The sequence below is a fragment of the Saccharothrix obliqua genome (assembly GCF_019375475.1).
Taxonomy (GTDB): domain Bacteria; phylum Actinomycetota; class Actinomycetes; order Mycobacteriales; family Pseudonocardiaceae; genus Actinosynnema; species Actinosynnema obliqua.
This window is the reverse complement of record NZ_JAHXGQ010000007.1, coordinates 98,096-113,367: the sequence shown is the minus strand read 5'-3', so window position 1 is coordinate 113,367 and position 15,272 is coordinate 98,096. Positions and strand designations below refer to the sequence as shown.

Here is a 15,272-nt window from a genome sequence, read left to right as displayed (position 1 = left end):
CCTACGGCGGCGCGCGACGGGTGGGCCGCCCGTCGCGCGCCCGGCCGTCACGGCTTGGGCAGGCCGCACCCCGGCGCGTTCAGGTCCAGCCGACCGCCCGCCACCAGGCACGGGACCGCCTGGTAGGTCTGCTGCGCGTACCCGATGCCTCGGTGGACGGTCACCGTGCCGTGCTCGTCCACCTCGCACGGGTTGTTCATCGTGCAGCGCCCGCCGTTCTCGTTGCCGGTGTTGTTGACGCCGACCACCTGGCCGGACGCGAGGTCCACCACGGGCGAGCCGGACGTGCCGCCGATCGTGTCGCAGGACGCCGTGTAGCGGATCGAGTCGAGCCACGTCCACTGCGCCTCGCGCAGCGTCGGCACGAACGTCTCGGCACGGCACGAGTAGATCTTCTTCCAGTAGCCCGACACGACCCGGATCTCGGTGCCCGCGACCGGGTGCTGCGGCGACAGCTCCAGCGCCTGCGAGCCCATGCCCTCGACCTGCGCGTAGGTCGAGGTCAGCCGGTACAGCGCGGCGTCGGTGCCGGTCATCGTCGCGTACAGCAGCCGGTCCGCGCGCAACGTGCCCAGCGAGCCGCTGCCGGCGCGGTTGAGCAGCGTGAACGAGCGGGCCGCGCTCTGGTCCACGATCACCTCCCGGTCGGCCATCAGCTTCACGCAGTGGCCGTTGGTCAGCACCAGCGCCTTGTCCGACGGTCGGGACGAGGGTGTCCGCACGACCGAGCCCGAGCAGTTGTTCAACGCCACGATCCCGGTGAAGTCGACCACCACGCGGGCGTGCGCGGGCGCCGCGAACGCGGTCAGGGTGAGCAGGGCGGCCAGCACCGCGCCCGGCAAACGCTTTGCCATCAGTTGGAGCCTCCTCGCGAGTCCGGGGCATCCAACCAGCAGTCTGTGGCGCAGCGTGTTCGACACGCTACGGCCAGGAGTCGGATTTCACCGGTACGCGGGAATTCCGGTCAACGCGTGGCCGAGGGCGAGCGCGTGGATCTCGGCCGTGCCCTCGTAGGTCAGCACGGACTCCAGGTTGTTGGCGTGCCGCATCGGCGAGTAGTCCAGCGAGATGCCGTTCGCGCCCAGGATGGTGCGTGCCTCGCGCGCCACGGCGATGGCCGCCGACACGTTGTTCAGCTTGCCCGCGCTGATCTGCGCGGGCCGCAGCGCGCCCGCCTCCTTGAGCCGCGCCAGGTGCAGGGCGAGCAGCATGGCGTTGCCCACCGCCAGCGACATGTCCGCGAACTTGCGCTGGGTGAGCTGGAAACCGGCGATCGGCCGGTCGAACTGCACCCGCGTGCCCGCGTAGTCCGCGGCGGTCCGGAAGCAGTCGAGCGCCGCGCCGACCGCGCCGAACACGATGCCGAACCGGGCCTCGTTCAGGCACGACAACGCCGCGCCGAGCCCGAGCGCGCCGGGCAGCCGGGCGGACTCGGGCAGCCGCACGTCCTCCAGCGACAGCTCCGACGTGACCGAGGCCCGCATGGAGAGCTTGCCCTTGATGTCGCGGGCGGTGAAGCCGGGCGTGCCGCGCGGCACCAGGAAACCACGCACGCCCTCCTCGGTGTTCGCCCACACCGTCGCCACGTCCGCCCAGCTGCCGTTGGTGATCCACGTCTTGGTGCCGTTGAGCACCCAGTCGCCGCCACGTCGCTCGGCACGCGTGCGCATACCCGCCGGGTTGCTGCCGAAATCCGGCTCCGTCAGGCCGAAGCAGCCCACCGCCTCGCCCGCCGCGAGGCGCGGCAGCCACTGGAGCTTCTGCTCCTCCGAGCCATGCCGCCAGATGGAGAACATCGACAGCGAGCCCTGCACGGACACGAAGCTGCGGACACCGCTGTCCACCGCCTCCAGTTCCAGGCACGCCAACCCGTACGCGGTGGCGCTCGCGCCCGCGCAGCCGTAGCCGTCCAGGTGCATCCCGAGCACGCCGAGCCTGCCCAGCTCCGGCGCGATCTCCCGGGGCAGCGCGCCCGCCTCGAACCACTCCGCCACGTGCGGCCGGACGTGGTCGGCCAGGTATCGCGCCACGGTCGACCGGATGTCGCGCTCCTCGTCGCCGAGGGTCGACGGGATGTCCAGCAGTTCCAACGGGTCCACGGGTCAGGGCTCCAGGTTCGGCGGCGGCAGCCGGTAGGCGGCCGGGGTGGCGGACAGGCGGATCGGGTTCGCGACCAGGCGCACGCCGCGCACGTCCACCGTCGGGTCCAGGCCCAGCGACTCGGCCAGCTCGAACGCGCCCGCCAGGTCGTTCACCGGTCCGCACGGTACGCCGAGCGGCGTCAGGACGGCGAACCACTCGGCGGCCGTGCGGGTGCGCAGCCGCGTGGTGAGGATCGCGGCGAGCGCCGCCGCGTTCGCCACGCGTTGCCCGTTGGTGGCGAAGCGGTCCTCCGGCGGGACGCCCAGCGCACCGCACAGCCGTTCGAACTGCCGGTCGTTGCCCACCGCCAGCACCAGCGGGCCGTCCGCGGTGGGGAACACCTCGTAGGGCGCGATCGACGGGTGCCGGTTGCCCATGAACCGGGGTACCTCGCCGGTCAGCACGTAACCCGCGCTCTGGTTGACCATGCTCGACAGCAGCACGGACAGCAGGTCCACCTCGACCAGTTGGCCCTCGCCGGTGCGGTCGCGGTGCCGCAGCGCGGCCAGGACGCCCACCGCGGCGTGCATCCCGGTCAGCACGTCGACCAGCGCCACGCCGACCTTGGTCGGCTCCGCGGTGCCGGTGACGCTCATCAACCCGCCCACGGCCTGCACCAGCAGGTCGTAACCGGGCAACGCGGCGCCCGCACCGGAGCCGAAGCCGGTGACCGAGCAGTACACCAGTCCTTTGTGGACGTCCTTGAGTGACGGGTAGTCCAGGCCGAACCGGCGCATCGTGCCCGGCCGGAAGTTCTCCACCACCACGTCCGCGCCGAGCACCAGCGCGCGGGCCTCCGCCCGACCCGCCGCCGTGGCCAGGTCGATCACCCGGGACCGCTTGTTCCGGTTGACGGACAGGAAGTAGGTGGCCTGGCCGTGCGCGTGCGGCGGTCCCCACGCGCGGGTCTCGTCGCCCCTCGGGTGCTCGACCTTGACCACCTCGGCGCCCAGGTCGGCGAGGACCATCGTGGCGTACGGCGCGGCCAGCACCCGGCCGAAGTCGGCGATCACGACGCCGTCCAGGGCTTTGCCGGGCGTGCTCATCCGCCCAGCCGGAACGACAGGTCCGCCGTCACGGACCGCGTGTCGAGCTGCGCCTTCTGGAGGGAGCCCGAGTAGTCCCAGTTCACCGACTGCCAGCGGGTGAACTGGTCGAGCACCCACACCCCGGACTGGCGGGAACCGTTGCCGGACTTGCCGTTCCCGCCGAACGGCAGGTGCGCCTCCGCGCCGGACGTCGAGTTGTTCACGCTCACCATGCCCGCGCCGACGCCCGCGCGGAACGCGAACACCTTCGCCGGGTCGGTGGTGTAGATCGCGCTGGACAGCCCGTAACCGGGCAGGTTGGCCAGTTCCACCGCCTCGTCCAGGGTCCGGTACGGCATGACGCCGACGACCGGGCCGAACGTCTCGTGCCGGAACAACGCGTCGTCCGGCCGCAACCCGGACACGATCACCGGGTGGTAGAACAGGCCGCCGTCGGGGTCGCCGAGGAAACCCCGGCGCGGGTTGGCCGCCGTGATCCGGCCGAGGCCGGTCGAGCCGTGCGTGGTGTGGTGGTCGGCGATCCAGCCGAGGTACTTCTCGTACGCCACGGCGAACTTCCCGTCCAGCACCGGCCCGTACAGCACGTCGCGGAACGGGTCGCCCACCACCGCCGCTTCGGTGGCCGCCGTGAAGCGGCGCAGGAACTCGTCGTGCACCGACTCGTGCACGATCGCCGTGCCGAGCGAGGTGCACCGCTGCCCGGCGGTGCCGAAACCGGAGAACAACGCGCCGCGCACGGCCAGGTCCAGGTCGGCGTCCTCGGTCACCACCATGGGGTTCTTGCCGCCCAGCTCCAGGCAGGGCGACTGGAGGTGCCGACCGCACAGCTCGCCGATCAACGCGCCCACCGCCGACGAGCCGGTGAACCCGACCTTGCCCACCAAACCCCGCTCCAGCGCCAGTTCCAGGCCGCGGAACGTCTCGGAGCCCTCCGCGTGCACCAGGTTCAGCACGTCGGCGGGGACCCCGGCGGCGAGGCAGAGGGCGTGGAACGCCTGTGCCGACGCTGTCGCGTACTCAGCGGGTTTCCACACCACCGCGTTGCCGCACAGCAGCGCGGGCACGACGTACCACGACGGCACGGCCACCGGGAAGTTGCCCGCCGTGATGAAGGCTGTCACGCCCACCGGCTCGCGGAAGGTGAACAGCTGCTTGTCCGGCATCTCCGACGGCACGGTTTGGCCGTAGAGCCGACGGCCCTCGCCCGCGAAGAACGTGCAGGTGTCCACGATTTCCCGCACCTCGCCACGTGCCTCGGCGAGTGGTTTGCCGATCTCGCGGGTGACGACCCGGGCCAGCGCCTCGGCGTTGGCCTCCACCAGGCGTCCGATGTTGGCGATCACCTGCCCCCGCACCGGCGCGGGCACCGACGCCCACGCCGGCTGCGCGTGCCGTGCGACCCGAGCCGCCTCGGCGAACTCCTCCGCCCCGACGAGTTCGACGTGCGCGACGACGTCGTTGAGGTCGGCCGGATTCGTGGACACGTAGGTCATGGCACCCAAGCCTGGTCCGCGTGGGGAGGAGTGCCAAGCCCCCGCGGGGTGGAACCTCGGAGCCGGTACCGGTGGTGTGGTTCCCGCGCCTGCCGGCCGAATGCGGGCTCGCCGTCCTGACCGCGCCCGCCGTCCCGGCTCCGGCGTCCGCGGCCTGGTTCGCGCGCGGCGCTCGGGGCGCGAACCGTTGCGGCAACGGGGTTCCGGCGCCGCGTGCCTACTCGCCCTTCTCGCCGTCGGCCAGTTCGCGCAGGAAGTCCAGGTGCCCGACGTGCCGGGCGGTCTCCTGCACCACGTGCGCGAGGACCCACCGCACGGTGCGGCCGTTGCCCTGGTGGTCGCCACGCGTCCGGTCTCCCGGCGCGAGACCGGTCAACGCCTGCGCGGACAGCTCCCACTCGGCCCGGTAGTCGGCGATCACCGACGCCACGTCGTCCTCGTCGTGCAGCTCCCACGACGAATCCGCGTCCGCGCCCCACAGCGACGGCAGTTCCGCACCGCCGACCTCGATGGACAGCCACCAGCGCTCCACGGCCGTGAGGTGCTTGAGGACGCCCAGCGCGCTCACCACCGGTGACGTGGGGATGGGGGCGGCCGAGGCGAGTTCCCGGCTCAGCCCCTCGACCTTGCCGACCGCGGTGAGCCGCAGGAAGGTCAGGAAGTCCGTCAACAGCCGAAGCTCGTCGTCCGCCGCCGCGCTCGGCCACTCTCGGTTCGAACTCATGTTCGAACCTTACGGTACCAACGGGGCGAGGTGTTGACCGGGGGCTTCAGCTCGGCGCGCACCACCAGCACGTTGGGGCCGTCCTGCGCGACGCACTCGGCCAGCCGCTCGGCGAACCCCGCCCCGAAACCGTCCACTTCGGACGCCGGGACGCCGAAACTCCGCGCCAGCGCGACGAAATCCGGCGTGTGCAGGTCCACCCCGTGCGCCGGTCGACCCGAGTTCTCCTGGTCGTAGCGCAACATCCCGTACCCGCCGTCGTCCACCAGCACCACGGTCACCGGCAAGCCCTCCTGCCGTGCCGTCGCCAGATCGCCGCACGCGTACAGGAAACCGCCGTCGCCGCACACCACCACCACGCGTCCCGCCAGCGCCGCACCGAGCGCGGCGGGGAACGCGAAGCCCAGCGTGCCCCAGCCCACCGGGTACGCCAGCCCGCGCGGGCGGGTCACCCGGCCGAACCCGCCGACCCAGTACCCGGCCACGCACATGTCCGCCACCACGCGGTGGTCCTCCAGCGCGTCGAGCAGCGGCAGCACGCGCGGTTCGTCCGCCACCACCGCCGCCCGGACCGCGGCGTTCAACGCGGCGACCCGCTCCGCCGTGCCCCGCCGGGGCCGTGCGGGCAGTGTGCGGACGAGGGCTTCGGCGACCAGGCGGGCGTCACCGCGCACCGCGACGTCCGGCACGTAGTTGCGGACCACGTCGACGTTCACGCTGAGCAACGCGCGTGGCTGCGGCTGGTGCCAGTTCTGGGTCATCATGCCGTCGAAGTCGCTGCCGAACCCGATCACCAGGTCCGCCTCGTCCCACAGCGCCCCGACTTCCGGCAGGTGCACGGGTCCGTGCACGACGTTCACGTGGTCAACCGCCCCGCGCCCGCCGTAGGTGGTGACCACAGGGGCGTCCAGCTTGTCCGCCAGAGCCGCCACGGCGGCCCCCGCCCCGGCCCGCTGCGCTCCGCCGCCCACCCAGATCAACGGATCCGAGGCCCGCCCGACAGCCGCCACCGCCGCGCCCAGTTCCGGTACCACCAGGGGGCTGGTCGGGATCTTCGTCCACGGGCCGACCTCGGCGGTGAGGAAGTCGGTCGGCACGCCGAGGTACACCGGGCCGTGCGGTGCGGTGGTGGCGAGCAGGGCGGCGCTGTCGGCGTAGGTGCCGAGCGCGTCGGCGTCCCGCAGCGTCCACCCGGCCTTCACGACGGGGAGGAACATCGCACGCTGGTCGCGGGTTTCGTGCAGCACGCCGCGGTACTCGCCGGGGCGGCGCAGCGTGGAGGGGATGTCGGTGGCCACCACCAGCACCGGCGAGCCGGAGGCCCTGGCCTCCCCGGTCGCGGCGAGGCAGTTGGCGGCGCCCGGACCCGTCGTGACGAGGGCGACGCCGAGCTTCCCGGTGGCGCGTGCGTAGCCGTCGGCCGCGTAGACGGCGGTTTGCTCGTGGCGGACGCCGATGAGCCGGATCGACGACGACCGCAACGCCTCCCAGACCGGCAGGTTGTGCACGCCCGGCAGGCCGAACACGACTTCGACGCCGTGCGCGCCCAACACCTCCACCAACCGCTCCGCGCCGTTGACCATGTGGTTGAAGCTATGGACAACCGACGCTCGGGGCAACGAGCCCGCCGCTCCCGGTCGGTGAGGGTGGGTGGTGAGCTGCCGGGCGCTGCGCCGCGGGTGTCGGGTGGCGAGTGCCAGGCGGTGAGTGCGAGTCGCCTGCGTTGGGCGGAGGCGCGGCGCGACAGGCGACGAGGGGCGGGCGGAGCGGTCCGTCGGCTCGTGAGGCCACCGTTGCGCCAAACTTTCAGGGAGCCTGCCTGAAAGTTCTATCTACCGAAACTATCAGGCAGGCTCCCTGAAAGTTTCGGCCCGCATGAACTATCAGGCAGGCTTCCTGAAAGTTTCCGGCCCGCAGCCGCAGCCGCAGCCGCAGCCGCAGCCGCAGCCCGCAGCCGCAGCCCGTGTCCTGCTGCCCGCAGCCCCTTGTCCTGCTGCCGCGCGTCTACAGCGGACCACTCCGGTCCGGTTCCGAGCGGTGGGCGGCCCGTCCGAACCGGCCGGGTGTGGTCCGGCTCGTGCTGCGGGTGGGTGCTGGGAGTTGTTGTTCGTCGCTGGTAGCCTCGTTCGCGAGCGTGTGTGGGCAGACGCGAGGCTGGAGCCACTCCCCGGCAACGGGTGGCGTGATCCGCCGCAGGGTGTAGGCACCCCTGACCACAATCAACCCAGACCACTCATTCGTGTGACGCGTGTACGCGTCCTTGTGCGCCGAGCCGGGCGGCGGGAGCGAGGACTGCTGTGGCACGTTCGTCGTTGACCGAACGGTTGACCGACCTGCGCCGCGCCTGCACGGGCGAGAACCTGTCCCAGGCGGCGCCGGTGGTGAAGCACCTGTTGCACGACCTGCCGGACGATCGGCGTGAGCGGGTTGTCGACGCGCTCAACGGGGAGGCCGACGTGCGCGGCCTGTTCCTCCCCGACCCGCCTTCCGACGACCAGCGCGCGCTGGAGTGCGTCATCCTCCAGAGCGCCACGGACGCCTCGGCGCACCTCCAGCTCAAGCCGCCCGCCTCGATGCTCCGCCCGGCACACGTGTTCCGCTCCGTCGAACCTTCCGACGCCCCGCGGCTGCACCTCGCCGAGCACGCCCTCGGCCCCCTCCTCTACGAGTTGCTGCCCCGCCACGAGGACCGGTGGGTGGCCGGCGTCGCGGGGCTCCGGGTCGTCCGCCACCCGCGCGCCGCGGAACTCCGCCTGCTCGACCTCGACGCCACCGCGCGCGTCGTGCTCGCGGGCGTGGACGACGCCGCGTGGGACGTCGGCATGAAGTACGTCCGCAACCTCCTCCGGGGCCGCGGCCTGGCCGACGACTTCATCGACGGCCCGCTGACCGCTGCCGAGCGCGCGCACCTCGCCGAGCACCCCCGGCCCACCGGGCTGGGCAGCGCCGTGCTGCGCCGCTACGGCCTGTTCACGAACGCGCCGTGGTTGAGGTCGTTGCCGCAGGGCGACCAGTGGTGGCTGGAGTGGCCCGCGAGCCTGGGTGTGCCGACCATCGCGGACTGGTTGCTGCACCCCGTCTTCGGCATCCCGGAGGTTCGGGAGACGCCCAGCCCCGGTGGCGGGCTGGGGTTGACCACCGGCTGGCGGGACCTCTACCTGCGCGAGGTCGACCCGCCGAACCCCGACCACGAGGACGCGCTCGGCGCGGTGGAGTGGCCGGAGGGCGTGACCGGCTGGTGGGAGCCGCCCACCCGGCCGGTCGGCTAGCGCCGGCCGGGGGAGTTCGGACCGGGCGGTCGACGGGCGCGAGCGGGGAGTTCGGACGGGGTGGTCGACGGGCGCGAGCCGGGGTGTTCGGACCGGAGTGCGGCGTTCGGTCGGCGGCGGCCGGCTGGGGTGCACGCGTGCCGAGTGGTCGGCGGTGGGGCGGTTCGGTCGCACCGGGAGGCGGGGGTGCGGCGGTCGGCGGTGCCCGGGGTCGGTGGCGTTCGGCGGCACGGGGTGGTCAGCGGTGTGGTGTTCGGCGGCAGCGGCCGGGCAGCGGTGGCCGCGATCACGGCCCGACCACCCGGTGCCGCCGGGCCACGTCGGTAGACTGCTCTTTCGCCCGGCGTTGTCGCGCCGCGCCAGTGACGACCGTCAGGAGGACCCCGGTGACCCAGCAGGCTGCCGAGGCCCGGTCCGCGGACCAGGGCGCGCCCCGTCGCGTCCTGGTCGCCGAGGACGAGGCCCTCATCCGCCTCGACCTCGTGGAGATGCTGCGCGAAGAGGGCTACGAGGTGGCCGGCCAGGCCGCCGACGGCGACGAGGCGGTCACGCTGGCCGAACAGCTGCGGCCCGACCTGGTGATCATGGACGTGAAGATGCCCAAGGTGGACGGCATCGAGGCGGCGGGCGCGATCGCGGCCAAGCGGATCGCGCCGGTGGTCATCCTCACCGCCTTCAGCCAGCGCGAGCTGGTCGAGCGGGCGCGGGACGCGGGTGCCATGGCCTACCTGGTGAAGCCGTTCGCGAAGCGCGACCTGGTGCCCGCGATCGAGCTGGCGATGAGCCGGTTCGCCGAACTCCAGGCCCTGGAGAACGAGGTCGCCGGGCTGACCGAGCGCCTGGAGACGCGGAAGGTCGTGGAACGGGCCAAGGGTTTGCTGATGAGCAAGCAGGGTCTGTCCGAGCCCGAGGCTTTCCGCTGGGTCCAGCGCACCGCCATGGACCGGCGCACCACCATGAAGGCCGTCGCCGAAGCGGTCATCGAAAACTTCGGCTGAGCCCGCTGTTCGGTTATCGGACACCCCCTCACGCACCGTCGCACGTCCATTGACGCCCACGCACGCCCATTGTTGGTTACTGTTCGCATTGGCCGTGTGACCTGCGGCGATTTGACCTGCATTTAAGACTGTTAACGCGCCCGGATTTGCCGGTGACTACCGTCACGATGTGGACACAGAGCAGTAAGACCACCTGTTCACGGAACACAACTGAAGCTACGTTCCTGCCCTAACCCAAGCCCTCGTGCGAGGGCGCCGCCTACCCGGCGGGCTGGTTGGTCATGGGAGGTATTCCGGTGTCAGGAGCACGACTCGGCCGAGTTCTGGCGCTGGCGGCGGCTTCGTCGCTGGCGCTCGCGGCTTGCGCCGGCGGTGGTGGCGACTCGGGTGGTGGGGACGCCGCGACCGTCAAGATCGGGTTCATGGGGGACCTCACCGGCGAGAACTCCGCGATCGTGATCCCGCCCTACAACGGCGCGAAGATGGCGATCGACGAGTACAACGCCACGAACCCCAAGGTCAAGATCGACCTGATCAAGTACGACAGCCAGGGCAAGTCCGACCAGGCCACGTCGCTGATCACCAAGGCGATCGGCAGCGACAAGATCGTCGCGCTGATCGGCCCGGCCTTCTCCGGCGAGTCCAAGGCCATCGGCGGGACCCTGGAGGAGAGCAAGATCCCGAACATCTCGCCCTCCGCGACCAACTCCGGTCTCGCGAGCAACGGGTGGAAGTACTGGCACCGCGTGGTCGCCAACGACAACGACCAGGGCCCGGACGTCGCCGACTTCCTGGTGAAGGCCAAGGCGCCGAAGAAGGCGTTCGTCCTGTCCGACGACCAGGAGTACAGCGTCGGCCTGGCCGAGGCGGTCGCCAAGAAGTTCACGGAGAAGGGCGTCCAGGTCGAGACCGACAAGTTCTCGAAGGACGCGTCCGACTACTCCTCCACGGTGACCAAGGTCAAGTCCGCCAACCCGGACGTGATCTTCTTCGGCGGCTACTACGCGCAGGGCGGCCGGCTGCTCAAGCAGCTCCGCGACAACGACGTGAAGACGCTGTTCGCCTCCGGCGACGGCTCGCTCGACGCGCAGCTCGTCTCCGGCGCCGGTGAGCAGGCGGCCGAGGGCGCCGTCATCGCCTGCCCGTGCAACATCCCGTCGGCCGAGGCCACCGGTGAGTCGAAGAAGTTCTTCGACAACTACAAGAAGAGCGCGGGTTCCGACCCGGCCATCTACTCCACCGAGGGCTACGACGCGGCCACCGCGTTCATCAAGGCCGTGCAGGACGGGAAGACGACCTCCGAGGACATCAACAACTTCCTCACCTCGGTCAGCTTCACCGGCATCTCCAAGCCGATCAAGTTCAAGGCGAACGGCGAGCCGGAGAACAACTCCATCTTCGTGTACCAGGTCAAGGGTGGTGTCCTCAAGCTGCTCGGCCCGTCGGCCGACGCCAAGCTGGAGGGCTGATCCCCGAGGCGGTTCCACCAGGTAAAGGCTGTGCTGGGGAGCGGGTGGTCGTCGCGGTCGGCGCGGCGGCCCCCGCTCTCCACCCCTATGGCGAGTAGTTCTCCCCGCCCCGTCTCGTGAGGCATACCTGTCATGCTTGATGATTTCGCCAACCAGTTCCTACCCAGCACGGTGGGTGGGCTGGTGAACGGCTCGATCTACGCGCTGATCGCCCTGGGCTACACGATGGTCTACGGCGTGCTGCGCCTGATCAACTTCGCGCACTCCGAGATCTTCATGATCGGCACCTTCGCGTCCCTGACGGTGCTGCTCGCGATCGCGCCGTCCGCTCCGTTCACCGGGATCGCCCTGGTGGGAGTGCTGGTCCTGCTCATAGTCGTGTCGGCGGTGGTGTCCGGCGCGTCCGCCGTCGTCCTGGAAGCCGTGGCCTACCGGCCGTTGCGCAAGCGCGGCGCCACCAGGCTCGCGGCGCTGATCTCGGCGATCGGCGCGTCGCTGTTCCTCCAGGAGCTGTTCGCCCTCGTCGTCATCGACTGGCTGATCGACAAGCCGGGCCGCAACCAGGCGTCGGCGCCGCGGTTCGTGGCCCGCGACACCGTGTTCGAGGTCGGCAACGTCGCCGTCCGGCTCGACCAGGTCATCGTGGTCGTCGCCGCGGTGGTCGTGATGGTGGCCCTGGACCGCCTGGTGAACAAGACGCGCATCGGCCGCGGCATCCGGGCCACCGCCCAGGACCCCGAGGCCGCCGTCCTGATGGGCGTGAGCATCGACAACATCGTGCGGGTGACGTTCATGCTCGGCGGCGCCATGGCCGGTGTGGCCGGCGCCCTCTACGTCATGGAGATCGAGAACACCGGGTACATGATCGGCTTCGTCCTCGGCATCAAGGCGTTCACGGCGGCCGTGCTCGGCGGCATCGGCAACCTGCGCGGCGCGCTGATGGGCGGTGTGGTGCTCGGTCTCATCGAGAACTGGGGCGCGATCTTCCTCGGTTCCCAGTGGAAGGACGTCATCGCGTTCACCGTCCTGGTGGTCGTCCTGATGTTCCGCCCGACGGGCATCCTCGGCGAATCGCTCCAGAAGGCACGGGCATGAAAGGCGACGAAGTGACGAGGGAACAAACCCCCGCGAAGCCGCGCGGCCTGCGTGCCGTCGGGCACGGGATCGACGTGGCCCGCGACTGGTGGGAGCACGCGAAGATCTGGCAGCGGTACCTGGTCTACATCGCCCTGGTGGTCGGCGCGCTGATCCTGCCCGCGCCCGCGATCGGGACGTTCATGTCGCCCGGCTCGGACTGGACGACCGTGCTGGTGTACCCGATCGGCACCTACATCCTGCTGGCCGTCGGCCTCAACGTCGTGGTGGGCCAAGCCGGTCTGCTCGACCTCGGGTTCGTGGCGTTCTTCGCGATCGGCGGCTACTCGGTCGCCTACTACGGCACCCAGTACGGCTGGACCTACTGGGCGACGGTCGCGTTCGGCATCATCCTGGCGGCCGTCTCGGGCGTCATCCTGGGCGCGCCGACGCTGCGGCTGCGCGGCGACTACCTGGCGATCGTGACGCTCGGCTTCGGCGAGATCGTCCGCATCACCGCGAACAACACCGACGAGATCGGCGGCGCGCGCGGCATCACCGGCATCCCGCACCCGCCGCCCGTGTTCGGCATGAAGTTCGTGCTCGACCCCGCGCCGTACTACTACCTGATCGTCGCCGCGATCGTGCTCGTCATCATCTTCTCGGTGCGGTTGCAGAAGAGCCGGGTCGGCCGCGCGTGGGCCGCGATCCGGGAGGACGAGGACGCGGCCGAGCTGATGGGCGTGCCGACGTTCAAGTTCAAGCTGCTGGCGTTCGCCATCGGCGCCATGATCGGCGGTCTCGCGGGCGGCATCTACGCCGGCAAGGCCGTGTTCATCGAGCCCAACACGTTCCCGTTCATCCTGTCCGCGACGATCCTCGCCGCGGTGGTGCTGGGTGGTTCGGGCAACCTGCCGGGCGTGATCCTGGGCGCGTTCCTGATCGGCTGGCTGCCGGAGCGGTTCCGCGAGTTCGCGGACTTCCGGATCCTGGTCTTCGGCGGCGTGCTGGTGCTGATGATGGCGTTGCGGCCGGAGGGCCTGCTGCCGTCGCGCCGGCGCAAGGCCGAGTTGCACGAGGGGACAGGCGGAATGGGCACCATGGGCGCCGAGGTGCCGGGTCCCGACGCGGACGTGTCGACGACGGAGGCGGCCAAGTGAGCACTCCCGTCCTGGAGCTGGACAGCGTGACCATGCGCTTCGGCGGCGTGGTTGCCTTGCGAGAGGCGAAGTTCGCCATCGGCGAGGGCGAGATCTTCGCCCTGATCGGGCCGAACGGCGCGGGCAAGACCACGGTCTTCAACGTCGTCACCGGCGTCTACCAGCCCACCGAGGGGCAGGTGTTGTTCAACGGCGAGCGGATCAGCGGGACCAAGCGGTTCCGGATCACCAAGAAGGGCATCGCGCGCACGTTCCAGAACATCCGGCTGTTCCACAACATGTCGGCGCTGGAGAACGTCATGGTGGGCGCGGACGCCCACCACAAGACCGGTGCGATCGGCGCGACGCTCAACCTCCCGTGGCACCGCAAGGAGGAGAAGCGCGGACGCGAGCTGGCGCGGGAGCTGCTCGCCTTCGTCGGCATCTCCGCCCGGATGACGGAAACGGCGAAGAACCTGCCGTACGGCGACCAGCGCCGCCTGGAGATCGCCCGAGCCCTCGCGACGGACCCGAAGCTCCTCCTGCTGGACGAGCCGGCCGCCGGCATGAACCCGGCGGAGAAGGAGGCGCTCCAGCAGCTCATCCGCAAGATCCGCGACAGCGGGCGGACGGTGCTGCTGATCGAGCACGACATGAGCCTGGTCATGGGCGTCAGCGACCGCGTGGCGGTGCTCGACTTCGGCCAGCTGATCGCAGAAGGGCTGCCGCACGAGGTGCAGAACGACCCGAAGGTCATCGAGGCGTACCTGGGGGTGTCCGAAGATGCTTCTTGAGATCAAGGACATCCACGTCCACTACGGGAAGATCGCCGCCATCAAGGGCATCAGCCTGGAGGTGAACGAGGGCGAGATCGTCTCGCTGATCGGCGCGAACGGCGCGGGCAAGACCACCACCCTCAAAACGGTTTCCGGCCTGCGCCCGCTCTCGTCGGGCAGCATCGTGTTCGACGGTCAGGACATCTCCAGGCTGGCCGGGCACAAGCGCGTGCAGCTGGGCATCGGCCAGTCCCCGGAGGGCCGCGGCGTCTTCCCGGGCATGACCGTCCAGGAGAACCTCCTGATGGGTGCGTACACCCGCAAGGACGACCTCTCGGCGGACCTGGCGGAGGTCTACGAACTCTTCCCCCGCCTGGCGGAGCGCAAGAGCCAGTTCGGCGGCACCATGTCCGGCGGCGAGCAGCAGATGGTCGCGATCGGCCGGGCGCTGATGACCAAGCCGAAGGTGCTGTTGCTGGACGAGCCGTCGATGGGCCTGGCGCCCATGCTGATCGCCCAGATCTTCGACATCATCAAGGAGATCAACCGGCGGGGCACCACCGTCCTCCTGGTGGAGCAGAACGCCCAGCAGGCCCTGAAGCTGTCGGACCGCGCCTACGTCCTGGAGACGGGGCGCGTGGTGAAGTCCGCACCGGGCCCGGAACTGCTGGACGACCCGCAGGTGCGTGCCGCCTACCTCGGCGGCCACTGACGCCGGACGGCCCGCCCCCGCGCGGGGGCGGGCCTCGGCGTGGCGGTGCCCGTCACGCGCGGTCGTGGAGGGTGATCCGGTAGCCGTCGGGGTCGGCGAAGGTGAACGTCCGGCCGAAGGGCCCGTCGACCGGGGCGGAGACGATGGTGTGGCCGTCGGCCACGAGGGCGTCGTGAACGGCCTGCACGTCCGTGGCGTGGAACCAGATCGCGGCCCCGATGCCCGGCTGGGCCGCGGAGTCGAGATCGGTGCCGGGAACGACGTCGCGGAGCGCGAACGCGATCGGCTCCGTCTCGAAGACGACGGCGTGCGGCGGCCCGGTTCGCGAGCGGACGAGGCCGAGGTACCGCTCGTAGAACGCCTGCGAGGCGTCGAGGTCGCGTGCCTGGAGCGAGATGAAGTCGGGGCCGGTGGCGGGCATGGCGGT

The 15,272-nt window shown here is 70.9% G+C and carries 14 protein-coding genes; 7 read left to right on the top strand and 7 right to left on the bottom strand.

Annotation, left to right across the window (positions count from 1 at the left end):
• Positions 1–47 precede the first annotated feature (47 nt).
• The 6 genes from KZQ38_RS22415 to KZQ38_RS22390 form a co-directional block, all read right to left on the bottom strand.
• Positions 48–854 (bottom strand): S1 family peptidase, encoded by an 807-nt coding sequence (locus KZQ38_RS22415; protein ID WP_219444186.1) that lies wholly within the window; start codon positions 852–854, stop codon positions 48–50.
• 87 nt (positions 855–941) lie between these two features.
• Positions 942–2,099: an acyl-CoA dehydrogenase family protein gene (locus KZQ38_RS22410; protein ID WP_219444185.1), complete on the bottom strand. Its 1,158-nt coding sequence runs from the start codon at positions 2,097–2,099 to the stop codon at positions 942–944.
• Positions 2,100–2,102: 3 nt separating this feature from the next.
• A complete protein-coding gene (locus KZQ38_RS22405; RefSeq protein ID WP_219444183.1) occupies positions 2,103–3,188 on the bottom strand; it encodes a CaiB/BaiF CoA transferase family protein in 1,086 nt (361 codons plus the stop codon).
• Entirely contained in the window at positions 3,185–4,684 is a 1,500-nt protein-coding gene (locus tag KZQ38_RS22400) for an aldehyde dehydrogenase family protein (protein WP_219444181.1), read from the bottom strand. The genes KZQ38_RS22405 and KZQ38_RS22400 overlap by 4 nt, the downstream gene beginning before the upstream one ends.
• Positions 4,685–4,901: 217 nt before the next feature.
• Positions 4,902–5,408, bottom strand: coding sequence for a DinB family protein (locus KZQ38_RS22395; RefSeq protein WP_219444179.1), 507 nt, complete (start codon positions 5,406–5,408; stop codon positions 4,902–4,904).
• A complete protein-coding gene (locus KZQ38_RS22390; RefSeq protein WP_219444177.1) occupies positions 5,405–6,991 on the bottom strand; it encodes a thiamine pyrophosphate-binding protein in 1,587 nt (528 codons plus the stop codon). Before KZQ38_RS22390 ends, KZQ38_RS22395 begins: the two co-directional genes overlap by 4 nt.
• Before the next feature lie 714 nt (positions 6,992–7,705).
• Between KZQ38_RS22390 and KZQ38_RS22385 the strand changes: the two genes are divergently transcribed.
• From KZQ38_RS22385 to KZQ38_RS22355, 7 genes are all read left to right on the top strand, one after another.
• A complete protein-coding gene (locus KZQ38_RS22385) occupies positions 7,706–8,677 on the top strand; it encodes a hypothetical protein (protein ID WP_219444176.1) in 972 nt (323 codons plus the stop codon).
• A gap of 386 nt (positions 8,678–9,063) precedes the next feature.
• Entirely contained in the window at positions 9,064–9,675 is a 612-nt protein-coding gene (locus tag KZQ38_RS22380; RefSeq protein ID WP_219444175.1) for an ANTAR domain-containing response regulator, read from the top strand.
• Positions 9,676–9,971: 296 nt separating this feature from the next.
• Positions 9,972–11,144, top strand: coding sequence for a branched-chain amino acid ABC transporter substrate-binding protein (locus KZQ38_RS22375; RefSeq protein ID WP_308258527.1), 1,173 nt, complete (start codon positions 9,972–9,974; stop codon positions 11,142–11,144).
• Between the two features lie 132 nt (positions 11,145–11,276).
• Positions 11,277–12,239: a branched-chain amino acid ABC transporter permease gene (locus tag KZQ38_RS22370; protein ID WP_219444173.1), complete on the top strand. Its 963-nt coding sequence runs from the start codon at positions 11,277–11,279 to the stop codon at positions 12,237–12,239.
• Complete coding sequence (locus KZQ38_RS22365; RefSeq protein ID WP_219444172.1) at positions 12,236–13,378, top strand: branched-chain amino acid ABC transporter permease; 1,143 nt, start codon at positions 12,236–12,238, stop codon at positions 13,376–13,378. Before KZQ38_RS22370 ends, KZQ38_RS22365 begins: the two co-directional genes overlap by 4 nt.
• A gap of 32 nt (positions 13,379–13,410) precedes the next feature.
• Positions 13,411–14,151, top strand: coding sequence for an ABC transporter ATP-binding protein (locus tag KZQ38_RS22360; RefSeq protein ID WP_219444651.1), 741 nt, complete (start codon positions 13,411–13,413; stop codon positions 14,149–14,151).
• Positions 14,141–14,845 (top strand): ABC transporter ATP-binding protein, encoded by a 705-nt coding sequence (locus KZQ38_RS22355; protein WP_219444171.1) that lies wholly within the window; start codon positions 14,141–14,143, stop codon positions 14,843–14,845. Before KZQ38_RS22360 ends, KZQ38_RS22355 begins: the two co-directional genes overlap by 11 nt.
• Before the next feature lie 52 nt (positions 14,846–14,897).
• Here KZQ38_RS22355 and KZQ38_RS22350 read toward each other — a convergent pair whose 3' ends face one another.
• Entirely contained in the window at positions 14,898–15,266 is a 369-nt protein-coding gene (locus tag KZQ38_RS22350) for a VOC family protein (RefSeq protein ID WP_219444170.1), read from the bottom strand.
• Between the last annotated feature and the right edge of the window lie 6 nt (positions 15,267–15,272).